Source organism: Mesorhizobium sp. C089B, from assembly GCF_030323125.1.
Lineage (GTDB): Bacteria > Pseudomonadota > Alphaproteobacteria > Rhizobiales > Rhizobiaceae > Mesorhizobium.
Genome location: NZ_CP100469.1, coordinates 3,491,599 through 3,517,771, shown reverse-complemented (window position 1 = coordinate 3,517,771; position 26,173 = coordinate 3,491,599). Strand labels below are relative to the sequence as shown.

Below are 26,173 nucleotides of genomic sequence, written 5' to 3'. Positions count from 1 at the left end.
CCAGTCGACCGGCCCGCGCAGCTCGGGTAACAATGACCGTCTTTGGCGAAAGGGGTCCAATGCGGCAAGTGCCCATCGTGATGCAGCCGTTTGGCGGCATGGCGAACAAGATGTTCCAGTACATGTTTTGCCATGTGCTGGCGAAGCGTATCCCCGGTGGCTATGTCTGCGACGCCGACCTGCCGGAATGGTCCATTGCCAGGGTGCGGCCGCCTTTGTTGTGGAAATACCGGCTGCTTCGGGTCGACGGCTATCACCGCTACGACCTCGACGGGATCATAGCCGCGTTCCGCGACAGGCGGGCGCGGAGCATCCGCTTCAAGGGCTTCGCGCAGCGGCTGGGTTATTATGACCGGGACGAGGTCTCCGGGCTGTTCGACGGGCGTGCCGTCGCCGCGCCGACCCATGGCGACGATTTTCTCGTCATCCATGTGCGGGCCGGCGACATCCTCGACGGCTTCCACCGCAACTATTGCCCGATGCCATTCGGCTTCTTCGAGACGCTCATCAAGGATAGCGGCCGCAAGCCGGTCTTCGTCGGCCAGACCCATGACGACAACGATTATTGCCGGCGCCTGCGTCAGCGTTTTCCCGATGCTGTCTTCGCGCCGAAGGCGTCGCCATTGACCGATTTCGAGACGCTGCGCCGGGCGAGCCATCTCGTCACGGGGGTGAGCAGCTTCTCCTGGCTGGCCGGTTGGTTGTCTTCGGCGCGGACGATCCATCTGCCGGTGGCCGGCATATTCGACCGGTGCATCAGGCCGGATATCGACCTGCTGCCCCTTGACGACCCACGCTATCGGTTCCACCAGTTCGACATGGGCGACTGGACGGGCTCTTCGGAGCAGCTTGCGGCATTTTATGGCGATGCGATCCCGTTCCGGCAGGTCGAGCCTCAAGCAGCAGCGGGTGGCGCGGGGAAAGCGTTGCGATGAGAATTCCGTTTTCCGTCAACAGGCCGGTGATCTGCGCGATCATGAAGCTGGAGCAGCCCTATGTGATCGAGTGGGTCGCCTGGCACAAGCTGCATGGCTTCGACCTGATGATCGCCGACAACTGCAGCGCCGGACCGCAGACGGCGGTGCTCCAGGCGTTGCGCGATGCCGGCTGGATTCGGCTGGTCGACTGGCGACACGACACGGTGCTGCCGCAGCGGCGGGCCTATTCCTATCTTTACTGGCAGGCATTGCTCCACGGCTATCGCTATCTGGGCTTCATGGACGCCGACGAGTTCCTCGAGCCGCTCGACGCGCCGCCCTGGAGCGGAGCCGAACTGGTCCGCTCGCTTTTGAGCCGCCCGGGCGTGCGCAGCGTCGCCTTTCGCTGGGTGAATTTCGGCAGCGACGGCAAAGAGGCCTATGACGACGAACTGGTGACGGTGCGGTTTCAAAGGCGCGGCACGCATGACGCCCCGACCGCGCGCTGGAAGAAGTCGTTTGCCCGCGTGTCCTCGGTGCTGCGCAAGGCGCTGCGGGATCCCGGGCAGTTCATGCCGCACCCGCACGGTTTCCGCATCTCGCTGCGCAGGACGCTGGTCGACGGCATGACGCTCGACAAGCACCCGGCGGCCATGCCGATGGAATGGAAGATCGGCTGGATCCGCCACTATGCCGTGAAATCGAGGCAGGAACTGGCCGACAAGCATGCCCGCGGCGGCGGCTTCACGCCGTCGAGCGAGGCGCCGTCGCTGGACGAGTACCGGGTATCGAGAGATCAGAACGATATTCTCGATCCGCTCGACGATGCGACGGTGGGCGCCTTGCGGGCAAAGGTTTCGGAAATCGTCAGGTCGCTCGACCCGGCGGTCATCCCCCAGACGCGGCCGCTTTTCACGCAGCGGGGTTGAGGATCAGCGGCGCGGTAGCCATGCCATGAAACGACATCGAGGCGCGGCGCTCGGCATTTGCGGCATCGAGCCGCCATCCGGGCGCACGGGTGAACAGGGCTTCTATCATCGCCGCGATCTCGATACGGGCGACATGCTGCCCGAGGCAGACATGCAGGCCGGTGCCGAAGGTCATCGACATGGTTGGCGGGCGCGTGAGGTCCAGCCGGTCGCCATCGGCGAAGACGGCATCGTCGCGATTGCCGCTGCCGAGCACCGGCACGACCGCTTCGCCAGCCGCAATCCTGACGTCGCCGAGGTCGATGTCCTGCGCCGCGATGCGGGCGACGGCGTATTGCACCGAGGCGCCATAGCGCAGCAGTTCGGCCGCCGCGCTGCTCCAGTCGACAGCGCCGCGCTCGAGCAGCGCGCGCTGTTCGGGAAAGCGATCCAGCGCAACAATTGCGTTGCCGAGAGCGTCGACGACAGTCTCCTGTCCGGCAAACAGCATGAAGACGATGTTGGCCACCATGTCCCCGCGCGACCAGCGGCCTTGCGCAACCTCCCGCACCATGCCGGCAACCATTCCGTCCGGCCGGTAGGCCTGTCGAGCCAGCCGCTCCTCGACAAAAGCCTGGCATTCGCGATAAGCCTCGGCGCTTGCTGCCGGCGGCTGCGCTCTTCGCAGGTCGAATGCGCTGGCCATGCGGCGGGTCACCGATTTCAACGCCCAAGGGTCCTCGATCTCGATGCCGAGGATTTCCTGCAGCAGCCAGAAGGACACCGGCACGGCGAGCCCGGCGACGGCGTCGACGCGGCCATCCGCCAGCGCACGCTCGACCAGCTCGTGGCTCAGCGCGCGAAGACCTTGCGTCAGAGCTTCGATGGCCGGCCGTGAGAAAAAGCCAGCGACCGGCCGGCGCAAGGCGCCATGCTGAGGCGGATCGGCGAGCAGCACCGAGCGGCTGAGCAGAGCCATGGGCGCATGGTCGACGAGCTTGCGGCGGACCTCTTCATATGTACCCGGCGGCGCCTGAAGAAGAGCGGGATGCTTCAGCGCGCCCGACACCAGCTCATGGCTGAACACATAATGCGCGTCGGCCAGCTCGGGATAGGGCGCGACGCCGCGCGCAATGCCGCCGGCGGCGCGCATGCGGGCGAAATGCGGAAACGGGTCGTCGCCGAGCGCGAACGGATCGAAATGCGGAGCTGTCATGACGGCTCGAATCTCATGCCTTGAGATTCTTGGCTGAAATGACCCTGAAGCCGCCTGACGTGGCGTCCTGCGGGAAGAAGTCCGGCATGACGTAGAGGAACTCGCATCCGTAGACGCGGTAGTGCATGCGCAGCAGCGGATCGCGGATGATCTCTTCCAGCGGCGGTCTTGTGCCGGTCTGGTTCCAGCGGTCGATGGTGGCGCGGAACCGCGCATCGGCCTTGACATGATCATACTCTTCGCCCGAGGAGCCGGCATAGGACGAGCAGCGGCCATCGCCGATCAGCCAGCTGGCGCCCAGGCGGCGGCCGTGGCTCTCCATCTCCTTCAAGAGCCGCACCGCCGTGTTGGAGCCGCGATGGCTCGGCCGGACGCAGAGATTGTAGGCGTAAAGTGCGTAAACCGGCTCGCTGCGCGGCAGCGATGCATAGGCATCGAAATTCCTGGGGAAATCGGCGCGCACCAGCGGATCCTGGCTGGTCTCGGTAAAGCAGATGGTGCCAGCAAGCAGATCGCCATCGATCGCGCCGAACATGGTGTGTCCAAGTGCCAGCCGGTGGCGGATGGTCGTTTCGCTCGCCTGCAGCGGTGCGGCCCAGGCGGCAGCCTCAAGCTCCATCAGCAAAGGGATGTCTTCCAGGTCTAACCGGCGGATGGGTATCGCAACATCGTCTAAATTCATGTGTCGGCTGCCTCGACTTCTAACGCGTTGATGGCGCATGGCAGTTTCTTGCCAATGCGGTTTGCAGCTTCACGGAAACGTCAACCTGTTCTATCTCCTGTTTGACGCATGCCGGATCGAGAACCATTTCACGGCTTTCACAAGCCTGTCTAATTATCATGGTTCCCCTTTGCAATTACATACGGACAACGGAAACGCATGATATTTTACGTCGCGCACCGGGAGCACGCCTACACGCAGGCGGTGGTGCTTCTGTATCACCGGACTGACCTGGAGGCGTGGTTCCGGCTGGTGCGCTACGAGGATGCCGGGCTGCTGCGCGGCGTTCGCGCCGGGGTGGTCATCTGGTCCGACATGGACCGGCTGACATCGGACGAATTGAGCCGCGCGGCCGGCATCAGCGCCGAACTGGCTGACAACACCGGCCTGACGCAGCTCAATCACCCGACCGCCAGCCTGCAGCGCTTCGACCTGCTGCGCCTGCTTCATGCCGACGGCAGCAACGCTTTTCGTGTGTTCAGGCCGGACGAGCTGGAAGAGGCGATACGCTATCCCGTTTTCATCCGCGACGAGACGGGCGCACTCTACAGGGAGCCGCCGCTGCTGCACGACCGGCCGGCGCTGGACGCCGCGATCGCCCGGCTGGACGGTAGCGATCTGGTGCGGCCGATGGTGGTGGAGATGATCGGCACCCCCGGAATGGACGGTTATTTCAGGAAGTACGCGGCGTTTCGGGTCGGCGATACGATCTACGGCCAGCATTGCGCCATGTCGAAATCGTGGTTCGTCAAGAATTCGCCCGAGCAATTGCTGCCGGCGCATATCGAAGAAATCAGGACCTATGTCGATACGAATCCTGACGCCAATGCGGTCATGCAGGTCTTCGAAAAAGCCCGCATGCAGTATGGCCGCATCGACTACACTTTCGTGGACGGCAGGCTTGTAGTGTTCGAGATCAACAGCAACCCCACCGTGCTCAGCGACCCGCCGACGCCGTTCGCCATCTATGACCCCAAGCCCTTTGCCGATCTTCAGGCCGACGCGCTGCTCGCGCTGCCGCAGGCTACCGAGGCGGACTCGCTGGCTGCAATCGACACCGCCCACCAGTCGGCGCTGGCCAAGTTGCGGCGCCATTACCAGATGAGGCGGTTGAAGTTAACGCTGCGAAAAGTGCTCAGGAAGAGGAAATAGCCGCCGCCTCCTCCGCAACCCGAAAGTACACCACGTCACGTTTCGTCGGATCTTGTCACAGCCTGCCTGGAACCAAATCACGGGCTAGATTGTTCAAGTTGGTTACGACGCCGACGAGCCCTGCCGGTTGGGTGAGCGGCGCACTTGAGGAGCTCCCACCATGACCATCTCATCCAGCTTTCGTTCGCTTGCGGTTGCGGCCATCGCCACTGTTGCCGTCGGGGCGGCCAGTGCCGCGCATGCCGATAGCGGCACGATCCGCTTTGCTGTCTACAAGGCGGCCTTCTTCGTCGGCGGCTCCGGCGGCGAGGGCACGCTGACCTTCCATGGCCGCTCCTATCCCATCACGGTCGGCGGTGTCTCGGGCGGCTTCGCCTTTGGGGTTTCCAAGACCTATTTCCGGGGCACCGTGCGCCATATCCGCAGGGTGCGGGATGCGACCGGGGTTTATGGCGCGGCGGGTGGTGGCGGGGCGCTCGGCAAGGGCGCGCAGGTGATCGTCATGACCAACGACAAGGGCGCCCAGCTCGAGCTTACGGGCCGGCAGGTGGGGCTGCAGGTGAATGCGGATCTGAGCGGGATGGCGATTTCTTTGAAGTAGGGGGCGCTCCCTCGCGTTCTCGGTGGGGTAAGCTCGTCTGGGGCGATGATAATCGCCTATGGCTGCGCCAGCCCCCTCATCCGGCCGCTTCGCGGCCACCTTCTCCCCGCTGGGGAGAAGAGGCTGGCGTTGACGCTGGCGCCCTCCTCTCCCCTCGGGGAGAGGTCGGATTGCCCCGAATTGCCCTTCGCAATTCGGTTGGCAATCCGGGTGAGGGGGAACTTGCTCCCGTGCGCTTGGCCTGAACCTTGGATGGGGAAGCTTCGCCCAATGCAGCGTCGGGCGCCAGCCCCTACCTCTCCTCCACAATCCGCAAATACGCCGCCGTCACGAACAGCACGATCAGCCCGAACAAGATCCGCCGTGCCCCCTCCGGCATCTGCAGGATGGTCAGCAGTGTCGTCAGCACGGTCAGGATCAGGGCGCCGATGATGGTGCCGGTGTAGCCGCCGCGGCCGCCGAAGATGGAGGTGCCGCCGATGACGGCGGCGGCGACCGAGGGCAGCACCAGCGGTTCGGCGAGCGACAGCGACGGCGCCTTGATCAGGCCGATATAGAGCAGGCCGGTGATGCCGGCGAGCACGCTGGAGGTGACGTAGAGCGCGGTGATGACCTGCCAGTATTGCACGCCCGACAGGCGGGTCGCGCGCTCATTGTCGCCGACGGCGTAGAGCAGGCGGCCGAAGCCGGTGCGGGCGAGCGTGAAGACGATGAGGGCGGCGAGCGGCACGAACAAAAGCAGCGCGTTGGGGAAGCCCCATGTCACGCCGGTGCCGAGCCAAGCCAGGAAGTCGGGGATTTTTGCGCCCGAGGCGATCACCGTGCGCTGGTAGACCTGCAGGCAGCCGGTGCCGATCAGGCTGGTGCCCAGCGTCATGATCAGCGGGTGGACGCGGAAGACACCGACGCCGATGCCGTTGACGAGGCCGATCAGCACCGCCGGCATCATCGCCAGCAGGAACGCCACCGCCGGGTCCTGGTTGACCACTTGCGTCGCCATGATGAAGGCGCTCATCGTTGCCACCGTGCCGACCGACAGGTCGATGCCGCCGGTCAGCATGGTCATGGTCTGGCATCCCGCGAGGATCGCCAGCGGGATGGCGAATTTGATGGTGTTGGCGATCCAGCGCTCGTTGACGATGCCGGGGCGCAGGACCTGCAGGATTATAACCAGGATGGCGAGCAGGACGATCAGCGGGATGAGCGGGCGATCGGCCATGAAGCGCTTTATGCGGCGGCCGAAGGGGACCGGGGTGATGGCGGTGGTGCTCATGGGGCGGCTCTTGCTCGCGATGAGGTTTGCAAGGTGCGGCAAGTTGGCGAGGACAGTGCTCTACGGCGCCCCCCTCTGGCCTGCCGGCCATCTCCCCCACTTGTGGGGAGATTGGCAGCTTCAGCGCCTCGCTCATTCTTGCAAGGTTGGAGATTGGCGAAGGTCGTCGCGACATCCAATCTCCCCCCTTGTGGGGGAGATGTCCGGCAGGACAGAGGGGGGCGCGAAGGAACGCCGACGTCTCTCTGCGACAGCACACCCATCATTGCCGCCCCCGCATCGTGATAAACGCCCCGAACATCACCACCGCCACCATGATCAGCCCCTCGATGATGGCGGTGACATTCGGGTCGATGGCAAGCAGCGTCAAATCCGTGCGCACCAGGCGCAACACGAAGACGGCGACGATCGGGCCGAGCAGGCCGCCCTTGCCGCCGCCGAGCGCGACGCCGCCCAGCACCACGGCGGCGACGCTGGCGAGCAGATAGGGGCCGGGGATGGGGGCGCCGATGCCGGTGCTCATGGTCAGCGCCAGGCCGCCAAAGGCGGCGAACAGGCCGGACAGCGCATAGGCGATGATGCGAGTGCGCTTGACCGGCACGCCGGAGCGGAACGCCGCCAGTTCGCTGGGGCCGATGGCGTAGATGGAGAGGCCGAGGCGCGAGCGCCGCAGCGGTATCCAGATGACGCAGAGGCTCACGATCAGCACCAGCAGCGCCTTGGGCAGCCACGCGTCTATGGCGTCGGGCAGGCCGGGGATCGGTACCGTGCCGGAGATCAGCGCCTTCAGCCATTCGGCGATGCCGCCGCCCGGCGCGTCGAGTACCAGCAGGGCTGCACCCTGCAGCACGAACAGCATGGCCAGCGTCACGACAATGTCGGGCACGCGGGTGACGACGATGAGCAGGCCGTTGAGTGCGCCGAGCGCAAAACCCATGGCGAGCACGAAGGGCACCACGAATAGCGCGTATTCCTCGCTCGCGCCATTCATCATCGACGCCGCGGTGACGCTGGTCAGCGCCATCATGGCGGCGACCGACAGGTCAATGCCGCCGGCGATGACGACGACGGTCTGCGCGGCGACTGCGAAGGCATAGGGCAGAACGGCTCGGGCGAGCGAGCCGAAATCATTGCTGCCATAGGCCGGCTGGATGATCCTGGTGGCGATGAACAGGACGATGAGCAGGGCGAACAGGCCGACGACCCAGCCTTGGCGGCGCAGGAAATGGCTCATGGCGCGGCCTCCGGCGAAGCCGAAGTGTTCGCGGTCGGATCAGCCAATATGCCGATATCGGCCTTGGCGCCGCGCGGCAGGCCGTAGGCGGCGCGCATCAGCGCCGGCTCGTCGGCCTCCTCGACCGGAAAAATGTCGACGAGGCGGCCGCCGAAGATGACGATGACACGGTCGCAGACGCGCTGCACCTCTTCCAGTTCGGAGGTGTAGAACAGCACCGACTTGCCGTTGCCGGCGAGTTCGCGCAGCAGCTTGTAGATCTCCTGCTTGGTGCCGACATCGATGCCGCGCGTCGGGTCGAAGCACAGGATGGTGCGGGCATCCGCCGCGATCCAGCGGGCGATGGTCACCTTCTGCTGATTGCCCCCGGACAGGCGCTGCACTTCGCCCTGGGCGCGGGTGTCGATCTGCAGCCGCTCGATGGCGCTGAGCACGGTCGCGCGCTCGCGGCGCATGTTGATCGGCCCCCAGTTGCGCAGCGCGGCACTGAAGGGCAGGGCGATGTTTTCACGGACCGAGCGCTGCATGGCGAGCGCCTCGGAGCGGTCGCCCGGCACATAGGCAATGCCGGCGCGGATGGCGTCGATCGGGTGGGAAAATTTCACGGGCTGGCCATCGACTTCGATGGTGCCGCCGGAGGGCCGGATCGAGCCGGCAAGCGCTGCGAACAACTCGTCCTGGCCCTGGCCTTCGAGCGCGACGACGCCGGCGACTTCGCCGTCGGCGAGATCGAAGGAGACATCGCTGAGCTTGGCGCCGACGCGCAGGTTTCGCACCGAAATGCGCGGCCGGGTGGTCGCGGGCGCGGCCTTCTCGGCAGCGCTGCGGGCAGCGACATGGGTTTTGACGATGCGGGTGCCGAGCATCAGCTCGACGATCTTTTCTTCCACGCCCGGCACGATGTCGACGACGCCGACGGTCTCGCCGTCGCGCAGCACGGTGGCGCGGTCGCACAGCGCCGAGATCTCGACGAAGCGGTGCGAGATGAAGATCACGGCGCGGCCCGAATCGCCCTGGCGGCGCACCACTTCCAGCACCTTTTCGGCAAGGTTGGCGGGCAGGGCCGCCGTCATCTCGTCAAGCAGCAGCACGTCGGGCTCGACGGCGAGCGCCCGCGCCAGGTCGAGCACGCGCAGCACGGCGAGCGGGATGTCGCGCGCGGTGTCGCGCAGATCGAGGTCAAGAATGCCGAGCTCGCGCACCCAGGCGCGGAATAGCTCGACCGGCGTGCCGGTGAGCCTGAGGTTGGAGAGAACGTCGAGATCGGGGATCAGCGACGGTTCCTGGTAGACGGGCAGCAGCCCGGCGCGGCGCGCGGCGGCCGGCGAGCGAATGTCGCGCGCCTCGCCGCGGATCAGGATGCGGCCGGCGTTCGCCGGAATGGCGCCTGTCAGGATCTTCACCAGCGTCGACTTGCCGGCGCCGTTGGCGCCCATCAGCGCGTGGACCTCGCCCGGCAGCACGGAGAGCGACGCGTTGCGAAGCGCTGCAACCGCGCCGTAGTTCTTGGCGACGCCGGTGGCGTCGAGGAGGGGGCTGGTGGTCAAATCGATGTCCGCTCAGAAATTCTCTTGCTGGCACTCTACGGCGCCCCCCTCTGTCCTGCCGGACATCTCCCCCACAAGGGGGGAGATTGGCAGTTCCGGCGCCGCCCCTCGTCTTGCGACGTAGAAAATTAGCGAAAGCCGAGATGACAGCCAATCTCCCCACCTGTGGGGGAGATGTCCGGCAGGACAGAGGGGGCGCCGTAGAGCGCTAGTCTGTGTGACGAGGACGGCCGTTCGCCGTCCTCGCCAGTTCATTCAAACCAGGCTTACTCCCCCGGCCCCTTGCAGGCCACGATCTGCTCCTTCGTGTAGGTCGTCCACTCCGGGATCGAGATCGAGACCGGCCATTCCGGGCTGAGCGACGGGTCGGCGGCTGCCTTCAGCTTGGCCTTGCCTTCGTCGGTGGCGTTGTCCCACAGCTGCGGGTCGACCAGCACGGTCTGCTGCGCCGGCTTCTTGCCGTCGAGGATCTGCAGCGCGAGCGTCACGCCCGCGCCGCCGATCGAGCCGGGGTTGGTGACGGCTGCACCGACGAGACCTTTCACCGAGCTCAGCTGGCCGACGAAGCCGGCATTGTCGGCGCCGACCACCGGCACCAGCGGCGCCTGCGATTCGACCAGCGCGTCGACGATGACGTTGTCGATGCCGGAGGTCCACACACCGTTGAACGGCGTGCCGGTGGCCAGGAACGACAGCATCTGCTGCTTGGCCTGATCCTGCTGCCAGCCGGTGAAGACTTCCTGAGCCACCTTCACGCCGGGGTTTTCAGCCAGCGCCTTCTTGAAGCCTTTGTCGCGATCGCTATCGGCCGAGGCGCCGGCGGCGCCGCGCATGTAGAACACTTCGCCCTTGCCGCCCATCTGCTGGAACAGCCATTTGGCGCCGAGATAGGCATACTGTTCCTGGTTGTTGGAGATGATGTAGGCCGACGGTTCGGTCACCGCCTGGTCGACGGCAACGACGACGATGCCGGCCTTGGTGGCTTCTTCCAGGCCCGCCTTGATGCCGGCGGGATCAGCGGGGTTGACGACGATGGCGTCGACCTTGGCGCTGATCAGATTGCGGATGTCTTCGAGCTGGCCGGCGGCATCGGTGTTGCGGTGGGCGATGTTGAGCTTCGTCACTTCGCCCGAAGCCAGCGCCTGCGCCTTCATGGCGCAGACCATTTCCTCGCGCCAGCCATTGCCCTGCACGGTGTTGGAAATGCCGATCGTATATTTGGCTTCGGCCGACGACACGCCCATCGATGCCAGCAAGGCAGCGCCCGCAAGCAACGGGACCATGGTCAGTATTTTCTTCATGTCAGTACTCCTCCACATTGTTGTTTTTCGTCTCAGGGTCAGACCCTTCGGCAGGTTCAGACCAAGTCATTCACCTCGTCATTTGACGAAGGGGCGCAGCACGTCGCGGGCGAGCAGGAAGCCCCGCTTCACCGCATCGTCGTTGCCTTCGAACCGCCTGTCCTCATGTTCGATGATGACCGAGCCGTCATAGCCGGCGCGGTAGAGGCCGGAGAAGAAGCCGCTCCAGTCGACATCGCCCAATCCCGGCATGCGCGGCACCTGCCAGCCTATCCCGGCGGAAAGAATCCCGCGCTCATACAAACCATCATGATCGATCATCAAATCCTTGGCGTGGACATGCAGCATGTAGGGGCCGAACTCCCGGATGAAGCGGCCCTGGTCGATCATCTGCCAGACCAGATGCGAGGGGTCGAAATTCATGCCGACCTCGCCGCCCCAGGCCTCGAGGATGCGCCGCCAGATGTAGGGCGAATAGGCGATGTTGTGCCCGCCCGGCCATTCGTCATAACTGAAGATCATCGGGCAGTTCTCGAAGGTGAGTTTTACCCCGTGATCGCGCGCATAGGCGACGGTCTCGGGCCAGACTTTCAGCGCGTCCTGCCAGTTGACGTCGACGGTCTTCGAGGCATCGCCACCGCAGAAGGTGTTGACCACCGGCACGCCCATATTGGCGGCCAGCACGATGACCTTCTTCAGATGGCCGATGACGGCCTCGCGATGGGCGGGGTCCGGATGCAGTGGGTTGGGATAGTAGCCGAGGCCGGAGACCGTCAGCTTCTTCTCCGTCAGCGAAGCGACGATGTCCTTGGCCTGCGCGGGCGAGGTGGAGGCGGCGTCGATATGGCTGGTGCCGGCATAGCGCCGCGTCGCGCCGGAGGTCTTCGGCCAGCAGGCGATTTCCAGCGCCTCGAAGCCGGCCGAGTGCGCCCAGCCGGCGACCTCGCCAAGCGGCGTCTCCGCAAACGGTGCTGTAAGCACTCCTAGTTTCATTCTGCCTCCCTAGACCCGACGACTATAATGCCGATTGTTTGGATCGCTTCAACCTCGCGACCTCATCTTGTTCGAGACTGTGCCGGACAGCCGCCATCGGATCGTCCGACAGCAGGTCGCCCAGCGCCGATGTGACGGCCGCGCGGAACGTCCCGTCAGCGGCAAGGCCGGGGTCGAATATCCCGTCGATGGCAAGGATGGCGGACACCAGCGCGCTGGCATCGGGACCCGTCGCGTCGGCGATTGCGGCGACCTTGCCGGCATAGGGATCCGACACCAGCCAGCGTCTGCCGAAACGTTCCGAGGCCTGGATCAGATAGGCCATCCAGCCGGCGACCGGCACCGACAGCAGGCCGATGCTCTGGCCCATCGCAAGCCGGTCGCGGATCGGGTTGAGCAGGCGCTGGACGATCTTCTGCGAACCGTCGGTTGCGACCTGGTGGTTGCGGTGGCGGATCGCGGTGTTCTTCAGCCGGGCAAGGCTCTGCTCGACATAGGCGAGCGGCAGGATGCCCGGCACCGGCATCAGCGTCGGCACAGTCTCTTCGACCAGCATGCGCCGGATGAAGTCCGACAGCAGCGGGTCGGCCATGGCATCCGATGTGTGCTCGAGCCCGGCCAGCACGCCGAGCGTGGCGAGCGTCGTCTGGGCGCCGTTCAGCACCCGCATCTTGAGATGCTCGAACGGCGTGACATCGTCGACGAAGGTGGCGCCGACCAGATCCCAGCGCGGCATGCGGCCGGCGAATTTTTCCTCGATCACCCATTGCCGGAACGGCTCACCGACAGCGACGGCGGCATCATGGTAGCCGAACCATTGCTCGACACTATCGAGGTCATCCTGCGTCACCGCCGGCGCGATGCGGTCGACCATGGCCGCGGGGAAGGCGACATTGGCCTCTATCCAGCGGGCCAGCCCTTTGCTCCGCCGTTCGGCAAACGTCCGCACGACATTGTTCAGGATAGTACCGTTGGTCGGGATGTTGTCACAGGAGAGAAACGTTATGGGTCGCTCATGCGTGGCCCGGCGCTGCTCCAGCGCCCGCACCAGCAGGCCGGGCACGCTGCGTGGCGTCTCGGGGTTGGCGAGGTCGTGGACGATATCAGGGTGGCCAAGGTCGAGTTCGCCGCTGGACGGGATGTGGCAATAGCCTTTTTCGGTCACCGTCATCGTCACCAGCTCGATATCGGGTGAGATCAGCACGCCGAGCGCCGGTGCCGCACTGTCCTGACTGTCGACCACCCGGACGATGCTGCCGATGACGCGCGCCTCGATGTGGCTGTTCTCGCGGATCAGCCTTGTGTACAGCCCGCCCTGCCGTCCCAGCGTGTCGGCAAGGCTGGGCGGACGGATGTTGATGCCGACGATGCCCCAGCGGTCGAAGCGCAGCGAGATGAGATCGTCGGTGTATTCGGCCTGGTGGCAGCGGTGGAAGGCGCCGACGCCGAGATGCGCCATGCCGGGCGCCAGGAGCGTACGGTCATAGGACGGTGTCTGCACCGATGCCGGCAAGCGATCGAGCAGCGCCGGCCCAAGCGTTTCGATGGAAGCGCTCACCGGTTCGCTCCGATCACCGCCTGCTCCTGGTCGACAACCGCGCCGGTCATCGGGCCGGCGGCGTCGGACAGCAGGAAGACGGCGAGGCTGGCGATGTCGTCCGGCGTCAGCAGCCGGCCGAAAGGCTGCGCGGCATTGGCCTTGTCGAGCCAGCCAGGGCCGTTGCCCAAAGTCTCCGCCTGCATGATGCGTTCGGCCGGCGTGTCGGTCCAGCCGACATTGATGCCGTTGACGCGGATGCGATCGAAACGGTGGGCGTTGGCGGCGTTCCTGGTCAGCGTCGCCAGCGCGCCCTTGCTGGCGGAATAGACGGCGAGTTCCGGCGAACCGCAATGGGCGTTGATCGACAGGATGTTGAGAATGGCGCCGCCCTGTCCGCGCTGCTTCATGTCGGCAATCGCCGCCTGCATCAGGAAGAACGGCGCGCGCGTGTTGACGGCAAACAGCGCCGCCCAGTCGTCGAGGCTGGCGTCGAGGAAGGAGGCGCGATCGGTCAGGCCGGCGGCGTTGACCAGCGCATCGATGCGGCCGAAGCGCTCGATGCAGGCTTGCGCCAGAAGGGTGGGGGCGTCAGGATCGGCAAGGTCGGCGGCGACGAAGATGGTCGGCGTGCCCATTTGCGAAAGCTCGGCCGCCACAGCCTCGCCACGCGTCTTCTCTCGGCCGGTGACCAGCAGCCCGGCGGCACCGGAACGCGCCAGCGTCTCGGCAATGGCGCGGCCAATGCCTTGCGTCGACCCGGTGACCAGAGCCACCTTGCCGTCAAGCCGGATCTCCATTCCTCCTCCCGGGAATAAAGTTTCTATTTTGAGAAATATGGAACGGCAATTCCCGATAGTCAATTGGACCAGTGACGCCTCATTCGCCGCGCCGCGCCGCCACGCCATGGACCAGCGCCATCCCAACGGCGAGCGAGGCCGCCAGTGAGCGGAAGCCGGCAAAGTCGGATTCCACCACTTCCAGCCAGCTGTCCGAGAGCGGGATCAGCGGGCTGAAGGTGCTGTCGGTGACGGTGACGATACGCGCCTTGCGTTCATGCGCCACCGCGACGAGATCGGGCGTGATCGAATTGTAGGGGCTGAAGGAGACAGCGAGCACGGCATCCCGGCCGCCGATGCAGCCGATCTGGTCGAGTGCGGAGGAGCCGACATTGTCGACCAGCACGTTGCGCACGCCTTGCTGCGAGAGCGTCAGCGAGAGATAGGCGGTGACGGGAAAGGCGCGCTTGGAGCCGATGACATAGATCAGCTCGGCCGCCGCCAGCAGCGCCACCATCTTGTCGAAACTCTCGACGTCGAAGCCGGCCTCGATGCGGCCCAGCGAGGCCTGCGATGCGCCGACCATGCCGTGCAGGAAATGCAGATTTGGCTCGGTCTCGGTGCGCGGTTCGCCGCGCCCTTCCGGCCATGAGCCCTTGATGTGCTCCTTGAACAGGCCCTGGAAATCGGAAAAGCCGGAATAGCCGAAGATCTGGGCAAAGCGCACCAGAGTCGAGGGCTGCACGCCGGCCTGTGCCGCAACCTGCGCGATGGTGCCGAGCGCGACGTCGCTCGGATGCTGCCACAGGAAGATTGCCACCTGGCGCAGCCGCTTGGGGAAATGCACCGTGCCCGACGACAGCACCGCGCGTAGCTCCTCATAGGTCTGCGGCTGGATGTAGCCAAGCGCGGCCAGCGAGCGTCCGCGCTTGCGCGTCGCCGCCTCGTCGGTGCTGGACCGTCCGGATGCCTTGCTTGCCCCACTCATGATTTCAGGCTAGCGCGATACGATCGTTTTACAATATGAAAATTGGAAATCGCGTTCGAAAGGGGTGCGGTTTCCCAACGTCGTCATCCTAGGGCGAAGCAGGAGCGAAGCTCCGTCGCGGAGACCCTAGGATCCATGCCGTGACGATGGTCGAGGAATGCAGCGGACGAGAAGGTTCTGCACCGTAGCATCGCTCTGATGTCACGGCATGGATCCTGGGGTCTGCGCTGCGTCGCTGCGCTCCTTGCTACGCCCCAGGATGACGAAGCCACAGGTGGAGGAGTTTGAAATGGTCTACGCAACATCGGACGGATCGGCGGGCAAGCGGCTCAGGGTCGGCATGGTCGGCGGCGGGCGCAATGCCTTTATCGGCGCCGTGCATCGGCTCGCCATGCGCCTGGACGACCAGATCGTACTGGTCGCCGGCGCGCTGTCGTCGGACCCGGAGAACGCCGCCGCCTCGGCCGCCGAGATCGGCATCGCGCCCGAGCGCAGCTACGCCGACTATCGCGAGATGGCGCAGGCCGAAGCCGCGCGGCCGGACGGCATCGAGGCGGTGGTCATCGTCACGCCCAACCATCTGCACGCGCCGATCGCCACGGCCTTTCTCGAGGCCGGCATCGACGTCATCTGCGACAAGCCGCTGTCGACGACGCTGGATGAGGCCGAGGCGCTGGTGGCGCTGGCGAGGGAGAAAAAGCGTCGCTTCGTCGTCACGCTCAACAACACCGGCTACGCCATGGTCCGCCAGGCGCGCGAGATGGTGGCGGCGGGCGCGCTTGGCCGCATCGTGTCCGTGCATGGCGCCTACATCCAGGACTGGCTGACCAAGCCGATCGACGCCGAGGGCCAGAAGCAGGCGGAGTGGCGCACCGATCCGGCGCGCGCCGGGCAGTCGGCGGTGCTGGCCGATATCGGCGTGCATGCCTTCAACCTGGCAAGCTATATCTCCGGCTATGAGGCCGAGGCGGTGTCGGCGGATCTGTTCACTGCCGTGCCGGGACGCCGGCTCGACGACAATGCGCATGTGCTGGTGCGCTGGACCGGCGGGGCGCGCGGCACGATCCTCGCCAGCCAGACCTCGCCCGGCCACTACAATGATCTCTCGGTGCGCATCTATGGCGACAAAGCCGGGCTCGAATGGTCGGGCGGCCGGCCGGAAGAACTGCGCTTCTCCATCTACGGCGAGGAGACCCGCACGCTGGTGCGCGGCGGCCATGGCTCGACCACTGAGAGCCAGCGCGTGTCGCGCATGCCGGCGGCGCATCCGGAGGGATATATCGAGGCCTTCGCCAATTTCTACCGCGACGCCGCCGACATCATTCACGCGCACCGTTCGGGCGGGTCGGTTGATCCGGCGCGCGCGGCACAGGTGCCCGATGTCGTCGATGGCGCGCGGGGGGTGAAGTTTGTTGCTGCGGCGGTGGAGTCGAATGCGGCGGGTGGGGCATGGACTTCGGCGCGGTTTGGGTGAGGGGCTGATGCGGATGTAGAGGCCAGCCGCCTAGGGCGGTCCCCCACTCCGTCTCGGCTTCGCCGATCCACCTCTCCCCCACATTCGTGGGGGAGAGGAAATCCCAAGCTTTTTGATGGGAAATGAAACCCAAGTCTTTCGATGCAGTGACTCCGGCGGTTGGCGTTTCCTCTCCCCCATGAACATGGGGGTAGAGGTGGCTCGGCGAAGCCGAGACGGAGTGGGGGACTGACGCTGCCCTAAGGGATTGACCTGCCGAAGGCGCTACCGCCGCCGCAGCAGACCTGGCAGCGGCGGGGCGCCAAGTACTCTTCGGTCGCTTTACTGGGCAAAACGCTGCTATGCATGTGTTAATCATGATATCGGTTGTTCATTGTCAGAGCATCGGCCCAGCCGTATTCGGTAACAATGCGCAACTTGTCTCTCTTCCTTGCTGCCAGCCTCGGCTGCCTCGTTCTCTCGGCGGTTTCCTTCGGCGCTCCGCAAGGCCTGCTCGTCACCCTGTTCCCGGACAGCAATGCAGCGAAGGTGGCGCAGTGCAGAAGCCTTCTTAAAATCCGTTTCGACACGGGCGAATGGCCGGACAAGGGCGCGGCTGACTACATGCGCTATGACGAGTGCTACTATCTGATCTGTGGCGGAACCAGGCCGAGCGCTTGATGGCTTGGTGCAGCTATCCCTTGATCGCCGAGCCGACGATGGAATCAACGAAGAAGCGCTGCAGGAAGACGAACAGGATGAGCGGCGGCAGCACGGCGAGCGTGGCGCCGGCCATCACCAGGCCGGTGTTGACGGCACCCCTGTTGTAGCTGAGCAAGCGGCTCAAGCTGATGACGATCGGATAGGCGTCGGCATTGCCCTGCAGCACGGTCAGCGGCCACAGATAGCTGTTCCAGTGATAGACGAAGGCGAAGAGGGCCAGAGCCGCGATTGCGGGTGCGACGCTCGGCGCGACGATCTTGTAGAGGATCAAGAACTCCGAGGCGCCGTCCATGCGCGCGGCGTCGATGAGCTCGTCGGGCACGCCGGAGATGAACTGGCGCATCAGGAAGATGCCGAAAGCATTGGCGAGATTGGGCACGATGATGCCGGCGAGGCTGGCGTTGAGGCCGATCGAGCCGACCAGGCGATAGAGCGGGATCAACGTCACGATCGGCGGCAGGAACATGGTGGCGATCAGCACAGAAAACAGCAGCGACTTGGCGGGGAAGTGGTATTTGGCGAATGCGTAGCCGGCCATCATGCTGGTCAGCAGGATGCCGGCGGTGGTGATCGAGGCGATGACCAGAGAATTCCACATCGAGCGGCCGACATTGACCACGCCCGACACCTTCTCATAGGCGTCGAGGCTCGGCGTAAGGGGGATCCACACCGGCGGCACCTGCATGCTCTCGGCCGGCGTCTTGAGGCTCGACAGCACCATCCAGACCAGCGGGAAGGCCGAGGCGACGGCGACCAGCAGCATCAGCGTCGCCAGCAGCGCCTTGTGGCCGGACGGGCGCCGGCGCGACAGCCGGCTCGACGATCCCGCGCTCATTCGTCGTTCTTCCGGTTGGCGAAGGCAAACAGCGCGCAGACGACGACAATCAGCGAAAGCATCAGCATGACCGCCATGGCCGAACCCAGTCCACCCTGCGCACGCTCGATGCCGACGCGGCGGATGTGGTAGGTGAGCACATTGGTCGAGCCGACCGGCCCGCCCTGCGTGATCAGGGCAACCGGCTCGAACACCTGCACGGCGTTGATGATGGCGATGACGGCGCTGAACAACAGCGTGCGCCGCATCAGCGGCAGCGTGATGAAGCGGAACTGCTCGAAGCGGTTGGCGCCATCGAGCTTCGCCGCCTCGTAGAGGCTGCCTTGGATCTGCGTCAGCCCGGCGATCGCCAAGACGGTGAAGTAACCGACCTGTTGCCAGACATTGAGAAAGATGATCGAGATCAGCGCCGAGCGCGGCGACGACAGGAAAGGCTGCGGGCCGATGCCGATCAGACCGAGCATCTGGTTGAGCGGGCCTTCGCTCGGCGAATAGAGTTTCGACCACACCAGCGCGACAGCGATCATCGGCACCATGTAGGTGGCAAACAGCACCGTGCGCAGCGCCGTGCCGCCGGGCACATCCTGCTGGTAGACCATCAGGCCGAAGGCCACCGACAGAGGCAGGATGAGGACGACGGAGAGCGCGGTGTAGACGGCTGTGTTGGCGAACGCGACCTTGAAATCGCGGCCAACCGAGGAGACGCCAAAAATGTCGCGGAAATTGTCGAGGCCGATGAAGCTGGCGCTGGAAAACGGCGTCTGCGTCGACCAGTCCTGGAACGACAGCCAGACGGTGAGCAGCATCGGCAACAGGACGAAGATGCCGATCAGCGTCACGGCGGGCGCCAGCATGATGCCCGCCGAGGCACGGTACCTCTGGATCATTATTTGGCGGCGCGCTCCAGGATCGAAATGGCGTCGGCCTGCGCCGTCGCCTGCGCATCCTTGGCCGAGACCTGGCCATACTGCAACGCCTCGAGCGTCTGCTGCAGCGATTCCGAGAATTCCTGGCCGCCGGGCACGACAGGGAACGGCTTGGCGTCGGTGAGCACGCTGACATAGCCGGAGAGGAATTCCGAGCCGAGCTTGTCCTTGTGCGCCTCGATGTCGGAGAGGCGTGAGGGCAGGATGCCCATCGACATCAGGATATCCGACATCGCGGAAGCGCCGTTCTTGCCGGACTTTGGATTGTTCAGCCAGGCGAGGAAGTCCCACGCCGCCTTCTGCTCGGCGGCACCTGCATTGGCGTTGACCACGGTCAGCCAGGAGTAGGAGATCGAATGCGGCTTGTCGCCGCTCGGGCCGACGGGAATCGGCGCCGTTGCAATGTCGGCGAATCTGTCGCCCATGCCGGCCTTCAGTGCGCTCTCCCACCAATTGGCCATGATGATCATGCCGGTCTTGCCGGAGACGAAATTGTCGAGGAAGGGGCCGGTGGTGTTGGCGTCGGCGGTCGCCATCGAAGGCACGCTGGCGCCCGACTTGATCAGGTCTTCATAGAGCTGGAAAGTCTCCGCGGCCTGCGGGTTGTCGAGCACCGGCTTGCCGTTCTTGACCAGGTCGCCGCCATTGGAGACCAGCAGCGAGGCGAAGGGGTGGACGACGCCGGCGGCCCATGAATTGATCATGCCGAAGCCTTGCTGTCCCGCATCCTTGTTGGTCAGCTTCTTGGCCGCATCCTTGAATTCGGCCCAGGTCTTGGGTGGCGCCGCGATGCCGGCCTGCTTGAACAGCGCCTTGTTGTAGTTCAGCGCATAGACGTCGATTTCGTTGGGGATGCCATAAAGCGTGCCGCCGACAGAGGCGGCGCTGGTGATGCCCGCCGGCCAGGCGGCCATGACCTCGCTGGCCACCGCATCGGGAGCGGGCGCGACCAGCTTGTCGCGCGCCAGTTCCGGCAACCAGAGATCGTAGATGCCGCCGATGGTTGGGCCGTCCGCGCCGCCGCCTTGCGAGCGCAGCGTGGTCAGGAGGTCGCCGAAGGGGACGGCGCGCACGGTGACGCTGACATCCGGATTGGTCTTGGCATAATCCTTGGCCGCCGCTTCCAGCAGCGCCACCGTCTCCGGCGACCAGTGGGTGAGATAGGAGATGTTGACCGATTGCGCCCAGGCCGTGGCGGGCAGGATGGCGAGGCCTGCGGCCAGTGCCAGTTTCGACGTCCAGGCAAACGACATTCCTCATCCTCCCTATCGGTTCACATGAGGTTATGACAAGTCAGCGCGGCGACGCAAGGGCTTGCTGGCGAAAAAGTCTCACATGGTACGGTCACAGATTTCTTTGCGGCGCTGGAATGTGGATATTTATCGTTAGCAAACAAACGGATGCAGGTACTGCAATGTCGTGAGGGGGCCAACGCCGCCATTCCTGAGGCGCAGCAGACCTCTTGCGAATACCGCTATGTCGTTATAATGACTTTTGCCGAACCAATGACTTCTCACGGCACGGGAACGCCGCGGGACGCCAAGGACAGAGAACAATGGGAGACTGGCAATGAGCATGCTTTCACTTGACCGGCGCGCAGCACTTGGCCTGATCGGCGGCCTTGCCGCCGCCTGCGCCGGCGTCTTCGCCTCATTGCCGGCGCGAGCCGCCGACAGCACGGTGACGCTGTGGAGCTGGCGCACCGAGGACGAGGCAGCGATGCGCCGCATCTTCGATGCCTTCGAGGCGAAGAACCCAGGCATCAAGGTCGCCATCCAGTTCACGCCCGATGCCGATTACCAGAACCGGCTGAGCACGGCGCTGCGGGGCGGCCGCGGGCCCGACATCGCGCAGCTCAAGGCCTATGGCGAATTGCAGCCCTTCGTCGAGGCCGGCTATCTCGACGCGCTGGACGACAGCGTGCCGGAGCTGAAGAACATGGAGGACGCGGCGCTTGGCGGCGCGCGCGGCCGCAGCGACGGCAAGCTCTATGGCGTGCCCTACTCGGTGCCGATGATGGGCGTCTTCTACAACCAGGATATTTTCACCGCCCAGGGCATCGAGATCCCCAAGACCTACAAGGATTTCACCGCTGTCTGCGAGAAGCTGAAGGCGGCCGGCATCACGCCGATCGCCACCGGCGGCGCCAACGGCTCGGCCTGGGAGCTGGAGATCGCCGTCGGCGTGGTCGGCCCGACCGTCTATGGTCCTGATTTCTACGACGAGATGATGAGCGGCAAGGCGACCTTCGAGGATCCGCGCTATGTGGCGGCGCTGAAGCGCTTCGCCGAGCTGAAGCCGTATTTCCCCGACGGCTTCGCCGGCATCGACTACACCACCGCCACGCAGCAGTTCATCGGCGGCAAGGCGGCGATGTTCCTCGGCGGTTCGTTCGAGAACGGCAGCTTCAAGGCGCAGAACCCGAAGCTGAAATTCTCGATCTTCCCGTTCCCCGCCGACGATGCCGGTGCAAAACTCTACACCTCGGCCTTCTCCGACGGCTCCTATGGCCTGGTCTCTGAGAGCCAAAACAAGGAGGCCGCGACCAAGGTGCTGGGCTTCATGGCTTCGGCAGAGTTCGCGCAGATGTTCGCCGACGAGCTCGGCTGGCCGCCGGCCCGCACGGATGTGACGGTGAAGGATCCAGTGCTGGCCGCGATGATGGAGATGGCGAAGAATTCGACGCCCTATCTGACGCTGGTCGGCTTCCGCTGGCAGTCGCCGACGGCGTCTTCGGTGCTGCAGTCGGAGATCATCGACATGGTCGAAGGCAACATCGCGCCGGAGAAGCTGGCGGCCGACATGCAGGCCGCAGTCGCCACCTGGTTCAAGCCGAAGCAGTAGGCGCGGCCGGTCGCAAAAGCGGCCGGCCTCTCACGGACCAGAAAAGCGCATGAGCACCCTTCGCCGCACCAGCAGCCTTCGCCGCACGCAGCAGCGCATGGCCGTGCTGTTCATCCTGCCGGCGCTGGCGGTCTATGCGCTGTTCGTCCTCTATCCCCTGGGGATGTCGCTGTGGGGCAGCTTCTTCGTCTGGAAGGGGCTGCGCATGGTCGAGTTCGCCGGCCTGTCGAATTTCTCAAGGCTGTTCGCTTTCCCGAGCGGCGCGCGGATCTACGGCGCGCTGTGGCACAACACCGCCTGGTTCTTCGGCATCATGGTCTTCCAAAATGGCCTCGGCCTGTTGTTTGCCTGGCTGCTGTTCCTGCGCGACAAGGGTGCGGCCTTCTTCCAGTCGGTGTTCTTCTTTCCGGCGGTGCTGAGCCCGGTCATCGTCGGCGCGCTGTGGCGGTTGCTTTTGGCACCGGGCGGCGTCGTCGAATGGGCGCTGAACGGGCTTGGCCTGCACCAGGGCAGCCTGACCGTGCTCGGCAACAGCCACACCGCGCTCGCCATGCTGATCGCCGTCGATGCCTGGAACTGGATGGGCCTGCCGGTGCTGATCTACACGGCAGGTCTGCGGCAGATTTCCGGCCAGATTTTCGAGGCGGCAAAACTTGACGGCGCCGGCAATGCGCGCATGCTGTTCTCGATCGCGCTGCCGCTGCTGATGCCGGCGCTGGGCACGCTGACGACGCTGTCGTTCATCAACACCTTCAACCAGTTCGACATCGTCTATGTCATGCAGGGCGTGCAGGGCAATCCGAGCTATTCGACCGACACGCTGGTGACGTACTTCTACCGGCTGGGCTTCGGCGCGGAAGGTGCTGTCGGCATCACCGATATCGGTCTGGCTTTGGCGCTCGGCACCGTGCTGTTCTTGATCCTCAGCATCGGCACGCTCATGATGCTGCGCTTCTTCGACCGCCGCACGGTGCAGCCATGAGCGCGCTGGCGATTTCGCAAAGGCCGGCCATCTCTCGGCAACTGGCGCGGCTGCCCGGCTGGACGGTGCTGGTCGTTTGGACGGCGGCCGTGCTGTTGCCGCTCTACATCCTCATTGTCTCCTGTTTCAAGACCACGGCCGAGATCTACGACAACAGGCTCGGCCTGCCGCAAAGCTTTGCCTTCGACAATTTCATCAACGCCTGGACGCGCGCCGATCTCGGCCAGAATTTCATCAACAGCCTGATCGTCACGGGCGGCGCCGTCATCCTCACCATCGTCGTCTCGGCGATGGCCGCCTATCCGCTCAGCCGCTACAAGCTTGGCTGGAATGCCATCATGCTCGGCCTGTTCCTGTCCGGCATCATGCTGCCCATCCGGTTGGCCTCGGTCGAACTGTTCACGCTGATGCGCAATCTCGGCCTGCTGGATTCGCTGACCGGACTGATCCTGGTCTATTCGGCGATCCGCATTCCCTTCGCCGTCTTCATCTTCGCCAATTTCATGCGCGTCTTGCCCTCCGAGTTGGACGAGGCGGCGCGCATGGACGGCGCCGGCGAGGTCCGCATCCTGTTCCAGATCATCCTGCCGATGGTCAAGCCGGCGGTGTCGATCGTGGCAATCTTCACCGCGATCGCGGTGTGGAACGATTCTTCTTCCCGCTGATCTTCATCTTCGACGACCGCTACAAGACGGTGCCGCTGGCGATCAGCGTCTTCGTCGGCCAGTTCCGCACCGACTGGGGCCTGGTGTTCGCCTCGCTGGCGATATCCATGGCGCCCATCCTGATCATGTATTGTCTGCTGGCGCGGCAGATTCGCGAAGGCGTCGGCACCGGAGGGGGCATGAAATGATCGAAGACAGGATTTATGCGGCGAAATCCATCCTGGTGGTCGGCGCACACGCCTTCGATGCCGAGGTGATGGCCGGGCCGCTGGCGGCCGCTGCCGTCAAGCGCGGCGCCACGGTGACCTTCCTGCATCTGACCATGGGTGAGCAGGGCCATCCGTACCTGGTTCCCGCGCATTATTGCGTGCAGAAGGAAGAGGAAGCGGGCAGCGCGGCGGAGCGGCTCGGCGTCGCCATGCGTAGCTTTGGCCTGCGCGACGGCTTCCTGCCCACAGACGATCAGACGGCGCTCGAAGTGGGCGACATCATTCGCGAGCTGAAACCCGAGATCGTCATCACCCATTGGCATGGCAGCTGGCACAAGGACCATCGCGCCGCCGCGCATTTGACGAAGACCGGTATCTTCTTCGCCGGACTGCCGACCGTTGCCAGCGACCATCCGGCGCACACGCCGCAACTGCTGCTGTTCGGCGAGAACTGGGAGGACGATGACGGCTTCCGGCCCGAGCATCTCGTCGATGTCAGCGACGGGTTCGAGGCCTGGCGCGACGCGGTCATGGAGTATGAGCTGGCGCGCGGCCTGAGCAGCTTCCCCTATGTCGACTATTACAGTTCGCTCTACCGGCTGCGCGGCTGCCTGCGTGGCACGCGCCATGCGCAGGCCTTCGCGGCGGCGTCGCATTCGTGGAATGCCGGCAGCGGCCTGTTCTCGCTCCCCTTCGGCAAAGGGTCCGGTCGATGAGGCGGGTACTCGCCATCGATCTCGGCGGCACCAATCTGCGCGCCGCCGTATCTACGGGCGATGTCGGTGCGTTGGAGGCGCTGGGCAGCGAGCCGGCGCCGGCAACCCTTGGTGCCTTCATTGCGCGCATCGACGCGCTGTGCGCTGAGGCCGGGTCGGTCTCAGCGCTTGGCATCGCGGTGCCGGGTCTGGTCGAGGGCTCAATCTGCCGCTGGATCCCCAACTTGCCGTTCCTCGACGGCGTCGATATCCAGCCGCTGTTTCCCGAACTGCGCGTAGCGCTCGGCAATGACGCGCAGATTGCGCTGCTGGCGGAGGCTGTCGAAGGCAGTGCGAAAAACATGTCGGAAGCGATCCTGCTCGCCATCGGCACCGGCATCGGTTCGGCGGTGCTGGCCAATGGCCGCATCGTTGCCGGCGCGCATGGCGGCGCCTGCTCGTTCGGCTGGGCCTGCGCCGACGTGAGGGATCATGGTGAAGAGCGCAGCGGCTGGCTGGAGCGCGTCGCGTCGGGCCGGGCGCTTGATGCCCTTGCCGGACAGATCGGCCTTGCCGACGGCCGCCAGCTGATCGCCGCTGCCCAGGCCGGCGAACTGGCCGCACTCACCTTGCTTGAACTGCCGGCGCGACAGCTCGGCACCGCGCTTGCAGGCGCTGTCGCGCTGCTCGATCCGCAAGCGGTTCTGATTTCGGGTGGTTTGGCGGAGGCGCTGGATGTGATCCGGCCGCCGCTGCTTGCAGCGCTGCGACGCCAACTGCCGCCGCATCTGCGCGGCATCGACGTCAAGCCCGGAAAATTCGGTCCCCGCGCCGGCCTCGTCGGCGCGGCGCTGGCCGGCGCCGTTGGGCAAGGGTGGAGGCATGTGCGATGAGCGAAGCAAGCTTTCAGCAGCCGGACCGCAGACGGCCGGAGCCGCTCTGGTATCAGGTCGAAGAGGCGATTCGCGCCATCGTCAAGAGCGGCGAATGGGCAACGGGCGACCAGATCCCGGCGGAGGACAGGCTGTGCGCCCTGTTCGGCGTCAGCCGCATCACGCTGCGCCACGCCTTGCGCAACCTCGAGGAGGCAGGACTGCTCAGGCGCGAACATGGCCGCGGCACGTTCGTGCGCTCGACCACGCTGGTCGCCGGCACGCGCGAGCTGACCAGCTTCACCCAGGAGATGGGCAATATGGGCGTGGTCGCGGGCTCGCGCCTGCTCGACTGCAGCCTGACCACCGCCAACGCGGCGGCTGCCGGCGCGCTGGAGATCGAGGAAGGCGATCCGGTGGTGCGCATTCGCAGGCTGCGGCTCGGCAACAACGAGCCGATCGGCATTCAGACGGCGCAGCTGTCGGCCGTGCGCGTGCCGGGCTTCCTCGATGCCGGCCTGCTGCAGGGCTCGCTCTACGAGGCGCTGGAGCGCCATTACGGCATCGTGCCGGTGGCGGCGCGGGAAAACTACCGGGTCGGCGCGGTCGGCGCGGCGGACGCCGAACTGCTCGACCTCGCTGTCGGCAGCCCGGCCTTCGTCGTCGAACGCATCACCACCGACGAGCGCGGCCCGTTCGAATTCACCGTCTCGATCATGCGCGGCGACCGCTACGAAATCCGCTCGACGCTGCGCGCCGGACGCGTGCCGCTGAACCCGAGAAGCTGATCCATTCCAGACCG

The 26,173-nt window shown here is 65.2% G+C and carries 26 protein-coding genes; 13 read left to right on the top strand and 13 right to left on the bottom strand.

Going from position 1 to position 26,173, the window contains the following annotated elements:
* The first annotated feature begins 59 nt into the window (after nucleotides 1-59).
* Nucleotides 60-935: an alpha-1,2-fucosyltransferase gene (locus NLY44_RS17425; protein WP_023686531.1), complete on the top strand. Its 876-nt coding sequence runs from the start codon at nucleotides 60-62 to the stop codon at nucleotides 933-935.
* Entirely contained in the window at nucleotides 932-1,846 is a 915-nt protein-coding gene (locus tag NLY44_RS17420) for a glycosyltransferase family protein (protein ID WP_023691919.1), read from the top strand. Before NLY44_RS17425 ends, NLY44_RS17420 begins: the two co-directional genes overlap by 4 nt.
* Here the strand turns inward: NLY44_RS17420 and NLY44_RS17415 are convergent.
* Together NLY44_RS17415 and NLY44_RS17410 are read right to left on the bottom strand one after the other, a co-directional pair.
* Nucleotides 1,830-3,041, bottom strand: coding sequence for a cytochrome P450 (locus tag NLY44_RS17415; protein ID WP_023686529.1), 1,212 nt, complete (start codon nucleotides 3,039-3,041; stop codon nucleotides 1,830-1,832). The genes NLY44_RS17420 and NLY44_RS17415 overlap by 17 nt on opposite strands.
* A gap of 13 nt (nucleotides 3,042-3,054) precedes the next feature.
* The gene (locus tag NLY44_RS17410; protein WP_031202403.1) at nucleotides 3,055-3,723 is read right to left on the bottom strand and encodes a GNAT family N-acetyltransferase; all 669 of its coding nucleotides are present in this window, start codon (nucleotides 3,721-3,723) and stop codon (nucleotides 3,055-3,057) included.
* A 198-nt stretch (nucleotides 3,724-3,921) separates the two neighbouring features.
* Here NLY44_RS17410 and NLY44_RS17405 point away from each other — a divergent pair, with 198 nt between their 5' ends.
* Nucleotides 3,922-4,914, top strand: a complete 993-nt coding sequence (locus NLY44_RS17405) for a hypothetical protein (RefSeq protein WP_023686527.1) — start codon at nucleotides 3,922-3,924, stop codon at nucleotides 4,912-4,914.
* Between the two features lie 160 nt (nucleotides 4,915-5,074).
* The gene (locus NLY44_RS17400; protein ID WP_023804633.1) at nucleotides 5,075-5,515 is read left to right on the top strand and encodes a lipid-binding SYLF domain-containing protein; all 441 of its coding nucleotides are present in this window, start codon (nucleotides 5,075-5,077) and stop codon (nucleotides 5,513-5,515) included.
* A gap of 292 nt (nucleotides 5,516-5,807) precedes the next feature.
* Here NLY44_RS17400 and NLY44_RS17395 read toward each other — a convergent pair whose 3' ends face one another.
* The 8 genes from NLY44_RS17395 to NLY44_RS17360 form a co-directional block, all read right to left on the bottom strand.
* Nucleotides 5,808-6,788, bottom strand: coding sequence for an ABC transporter permease (locus tag NLY44_RS17395; RefSeq protein ID WP_023733566.1), 981 nt, complete (start codon nucleotides 6,786-6,788; stop codon nucleotides 5,808-5,810).
* A gap of 262 nt (nucleotides 6,789-7,050) precedes the next feature.
* Nucleotides 7,051-8,022: an ABC transporter permease gene (locus NLY44_RS17390; protein ID WP_023804634.1), complete on the bottom strand. Its 972-nt coding sequence runs from the start codon at nucleotides 8,020-8,022 to the stop codon at nucleotides 7,051-7,053.
* Entirely contained in the window at nucleotides 8,019-9,569 is a 1,551-nt protein-coding gene (locus NLY44_RS17385; protein WP_023714099.1) for a sugar ABC transporter ATP-binding protein, read from the bottom strand. The genes NLY44_RS17390 and NLY44_RS17385 overlap by 4 nt, the downstream gene beginning before the upstream one ends.
* A gap of 266 nt (nucleotides 9,570-9,835) precedes the next feature.
* Nucleotides 9,836-10,870 (bottom strand): ABC transporter substrate-binding protein, encoded by a 1,035-nt coding sequence (locus NLY44_RS17380; protein ID WP_023704174.1) that lies wholly within the window; start codon nucleotides 10,868-10,870, stop codon nucleotides 9,836-9,838.
* A 78-nt stretch (nucleotides 10,871-10,948) separates the two neighbouring features.
* A complete protein-coding gene (locus NLY44_RS17375) occupies nucleotides 10,949-11,863 on the bottom strand; it encodes a sugar phosphate isomerase/epimerase family protein (protein ID WP_023804635.1) in 915 nt (304 codons plus the stop codon).
* Nucleotides 11,864-11,885: 22 nt separating this feature from the next.
* Nucleotides 11,886-13,421: a mannitol dehydrogenase family protein gene (locus tag NLY44_RS17370; RefSeq protein WP_023804636.1), complete on the bottom strand. Its 1,536-nt coding sequence runs from the start codon at nucleotides 13,419-13,421 to the stop codon at nucleotides 11,886-11,888.
* On the bottom strand, nucleotides 13,418-14,200 hold the full coding sequence (locus tag NLY44_RS17365) for an SDR family oxidoreductase (RefSeq protein WP_023804637.1): 783 nt from the start codon (nucleotides 14,198-14,200) through the stop codon (nucleotides 13,418-13,420). The genes NLY44_RS17370 and NLY44_RS17365 overlap by 4 nt, the downstream gene beginning before the upstream one ends.
* Before the next feature lie 79 nt (nucleotides 14,201-14,279).
* On the bottom strand, nucleotides 14,280-15,167 hold the full coding sequence (locus NLY44_RS17360) for a MurR/RpiR family transcriptional regulator (protein WP_023737574.1): 888 nt from the start codon (nucleotides 15,165-15,167) through the stop codon (nucleotides 14,280-14,282).
* Between the two features lie 289 nt (nucleotides 15,168-15,456).
* Here NLY44_RS17360 and NLY44_RS17355 point away from each other — a divergent pair, with 289 nt between their 5' ends.
* Together NLY44_RS17355 and NLY44_RS17350 are read left to right on the top strand one after the other, a co-directional pair.
* Nucleotides 15,457-16,641, top strand: coding sequence for a Gfo/Idh/MocA family protein (locus NLY44_RS17355; RefSeq protein ID WP_023804638.1), 1,185 nt, complete (start codon nucleotides 15,457-15,459; stop codon nucleotides 16,639-16,641).
* 408 nt (nucleotides 16,642-17,049) lie between these two features.
* Nucleotides 17,050-17,301: a hypothetical protein gene (locus tag NLY44_RS17350; protein WP_023683121.1), complete on the top strand. Its 252-nt coding sequence runs from the start codon at nucleotides 17,050-17,052 to the stop codon at nucleotides 17,299-17,301.
* 13 nt (nucleotides 17,302-17,314) lie between these two features.
* Here the strand turns inward: NLY44_RS17350 and NLY44_RS17345 are convergent, their stop codons facing one another.
* The 3 genes from NLY44_RS17345 to NLY44_RS17335 are packed head-to-tail and all read right to left on the bottom strand — an operon-like array spanning nucleotide 17,315 to nucleotide 20,357.
* Nucleotides 17,315-18,178: a carbohydrate ABC transporter permease gene (locus NLY44_RS17345; RefSeq protein WP_023804639.1), complete on the bottom strand. Its 864-nt coding sequence runs from the start codon at nucleotides 18,176-18,178 to the stop codon at nucleotides 17,315-17,317.
* Entirely contained in the window at nucleotides 18,175-19,065 is an 891-nt protein-coding gene (locus tag NLY44_RS17340) for a carbohydrate ABC transporter permease (protein ID WP_023747067.1), read from the bottom strand. The genes NLY44_RS17345 and NLY44_RS17340 overlap by 4 nt, the downstream gene beginning before the upstream one ends.
* On the bottom strand, nucleotides 19,065-20,357 hold the full coding sequence (locus NLY44_RS17335) for an ABC transporter substrate-binding protein (protein WP_023804640.1): 1,293 nt from the start codon (nucleotides 20,355-20,357) through the stop codon (nucleotides 19,065-19,067). The genes NLY44_RS17340 and NLY44_RS17335 overlap by 1 nt, the downstream gene beginning before the upstream one ends.
* 316 nt (nucleotides 20,358-20,673) lie before the next feature.
* On the opposite strand from NLY44_RS17335, the gene NLY44_RS17330 reads away from it, so the two are divergent.
* The 7 genes from NLY44_RS17330 to NLY44_RS17300 are packed head-to-tail and all read left to right on the top strand — an operon-like array spanning nucleotide 20,674 to nucleotide 26,159.
* Entirely contained in the window at nucleotides 20,674-21,948 is a 1,275-nt protein-coding gene (locus NLY44_RS17330) for an extracellular solute-binding protein (protein WP_023754288.1), read from the top strand.
* A gap of 49 nt (nucleotides 21,949-21,997) precedes the next feature.
* Nucleotides 21,998-22,930: a carbohydrate ABC transporter permease gene (locus NLY44_RS17325; protein ID WP_031201325.1), complete on the top strand. Its 933-nt coding sequence runs from the start codon at nucleotides 21,998-22,000 to the stop codon at nucleotides 22,928-22,930.
* Nucleotides 22,927-23,595, top strand: a complete 669-nt coding sequence (locus tag NLY44_RS17320) for a carbohydrate ABC transporter permease (RefSeq protein ID WP_286454777.1) — start codon at nucleotides 22,927-22,929, stop codon at nucleotides 23,593-23,595. Before NLY44_RS17325 ends, NLY44_RS17320 begins: the two co-directional genes overlap by 4 nt.
* Nucleotides 23,571-23,783 carry an ABC transporter permease family protein gene (locus tag NLY44_RS17315; RefSeq protein ID WP_286454774.1) on the top strand — a complete coding sequence of 71 codons (213 nt, stop codon included), beginning with the start codon at nucleotides 23,571-23,573 and terminating at the stop codon, nucleotides 23,781-23,783. The genes NLY44_RS17320 and NLY44_RS17315 overlap by 25 nt, the downstream gene beginning before the upstream one ends.
* Nucleotides 23,780-24,520: a PIG-L deacetylase family protein gene (locus NLY44_RS17310; protein WP_023698618.1), complete on the top strand. Its 741-nt coding sequence runs from the start codon at nucleotides 23,780-23,782 to the stop codon at nucleotides 24,518-24,520. Before NLY44_RS17315 ends, NLY44_RS17310 begins: the two co-directional genes overlap by 4 nt.
* Nucleotides 24,517-25,392: an ROK family protein gene (locus NLY44_RS17305; protein ID WP_023698617.1), complete on the top strand. Its 876-nt coding sequence runs from the start codon at nucleotides 24,517-24,519 to the stop codon at nucleotides 25,390-25,392. The genes NLY44_RS17310 and NLY44_RS17305 overlap by 4 nt, the downstream gene beginning before the upstream one ends.
* Nucleotides 25,389-26,159: a GntR family transcriptional regulator gene (locus NLY44_RS17300; RefSeq protein ID WP_023683130.1), complete on the top strand. Its 771-nt coding sequence runs from the start codon at nucleotides 25,389-25,391 to the stop codon at nucleotides 26,157-26,159. The genes NLY44_RS17305 and NLY44_RS17300 overlap by 4 nt, the downstream gene beginning before the upstream one ends.
* The last annotated feature ends 14 nt before the right edge of the window (nucleotides 26,160-26,173 follow it).

Bases quoted from the DNA above. Each gene is read 5' to 3' on its own strand.
- NLY44_RS17425 (WP_023686531.1), top strand. From the start codon at position 60: ATGCGGCAAGTGCCCATCGTGATGCAGCCGTTTGGCGGCATGGCGAAC.
- NLY44_RS17420 (WP_023691919.1), top strand. From the start codon at position 932: ATGAGAATTCCGTTTTCCGTCAACAGGCCGGTGATCTGCGCGATCATG.
- NLY44_RS17415 (WP_023686529.1), bottom strand. From the start codon at position 3,041: ATGACAGCTCCGCATTTCGATCCGTTCGCGCTCGGCGACGACCCGTTT.
- NLY44_RS17410 (WP_031202403.1), bottom strand. From the start codon at position 3,723: ATGAATTTAGACGATGTTGCGATACCCATCCGCCGGTTAGACCTGGAA.
- NLY44_RS17405 (WP_023686527.1), top strand. From the start codon at position 3,922: ATGATATTTTACGTCGCGCACCGGGAGCACGCCTACACGCAGGCGGTG.
- NLY44_RS17400 (WP_023804633.1), top strand. From the start codon at position 5,075: ATGACCATCTCATCCAGCTTTCGTTCGCTTGCGGTTGCGGCCATCGCC.
- NLY44_RS17395 (WP_023733566.1), bottom strand. From the start codon at position 6,788: ATGAGCACCACCGCCATCACCCCGGTCCCCTTCGGCCGCCGCATAAAG.
- NLY44_RS17390 (WP_023804634.1), bottom strand. From the start codon at position 8,022: ATGAGCCATTTCCTGCGCCGCCAAGGCTGGGTCGTCGGCCTGTTCGCC.
- NLY44_RS17380 (WP_023704174.1), bottom strand. From the start codon at position 10,870: ATGAAGAAAATACTGACCATGGTCCCGTTGCTTGCGGGCGCTGCCTTG.
- NLY44_RS17375 (WP_023804635.1), bottom strand. From the start codon at position 11,863: ATGAAACTAGGAGTGCTTACAGCACCGTTTGCGGAGACGCCGCTTGGC.
- NLY44_RS17365 (WP_023804637.1), bottom strand. From the start codon at position 14,200: ATGGAGATCCGGCTTGACGGCAAGGTGGCTCTGGTCACCGGGTCGACG.
- NLY44_RS17360 (WP_023737574.1), bottom strand. From the start codon at position 15,167: ATGAGTGGGGCAAGCAAGGCATCCGGACGGTCCAGCACCGACGAGGCG.
- NLY44_RS17355 (WP_023804638.1), top strand. From the start codon at position 15,457: ATGGTCTACGCAACATCGGACGGATCGGCGGGCAAGCGGCTCAGGGTC.
- NLY44_RS17350 (WP_023683121.1), top strand. From the start codon at position 17,050: ATGCGCAACTTGTCTCTCTTCCTTGCTGCCAGCCTCGGCTGCCTCGTT.
- NLY44_RS17345 (WP_023804639.1), bottom strand. From the start codon at position 18,178: ATGAGCGCGGGATCGTCGAGCCGGCTGTCGCGCCGGCGCCCGTCCGGC.
- NLY44_RS17340 (WP_023747067.1), bottom strand. From the start codon at position 19,065: ATGATCCAGAGGTACCGTGCCTCGGCGGGCATCATGCTGGCGCCCGCC.
- NLY44_RS17335 (WP_023804640.1), bottom strand. From the start codon at position 20,357: ATGTCGTTTGCCTGGACGTCGAAACTGGCACTGGCCGCAGGCCTCGCC.
- NLY44_RS17330 (WP_023754288.1), top strand. From the start codon at position 20,674: ATGAGCATGCTTTCACTTGACCGGCGCGCAGCACTTGGCCTGATCGGC.
- NLY44_RS17325 (WP_031201325.1), top strand. From the start codon at position 21,998: ATGAGCACCCTTCGCCGCACCAGCAGCCTTCGCCGCACGCAGCAGCGC.
- NLY44_RS17320 (WP_286454777.1), top strand. From the start codon at position 22,927: ATGAGCGCGCTGGCGATTTCGCAAAGGCCGGCCATCTCTCGGCAACTG.
- NLY44_RS17310 (WP_023698618.1), top strand. From the start codon at position 23,780: ATGATCGAAGACAGGATTTATGCGGCGAAATCCATCCTGGTGGTCGGC.
- NLY44_RS17305 (WP_023698617.1), top strand. From the start codon at position 24,517: ATGAGGCGGGTACTCGCCATCGATCTCGGCGGCACCAATCTGCGCGCC.
- NLY44_RS17300 (WP_023683130.1), top strand. From the start codon at position 25,389: ATGAGCGAAGCAAGCTTTCAGCAGCCGGACCGCAGACGGCCGGAGCCG.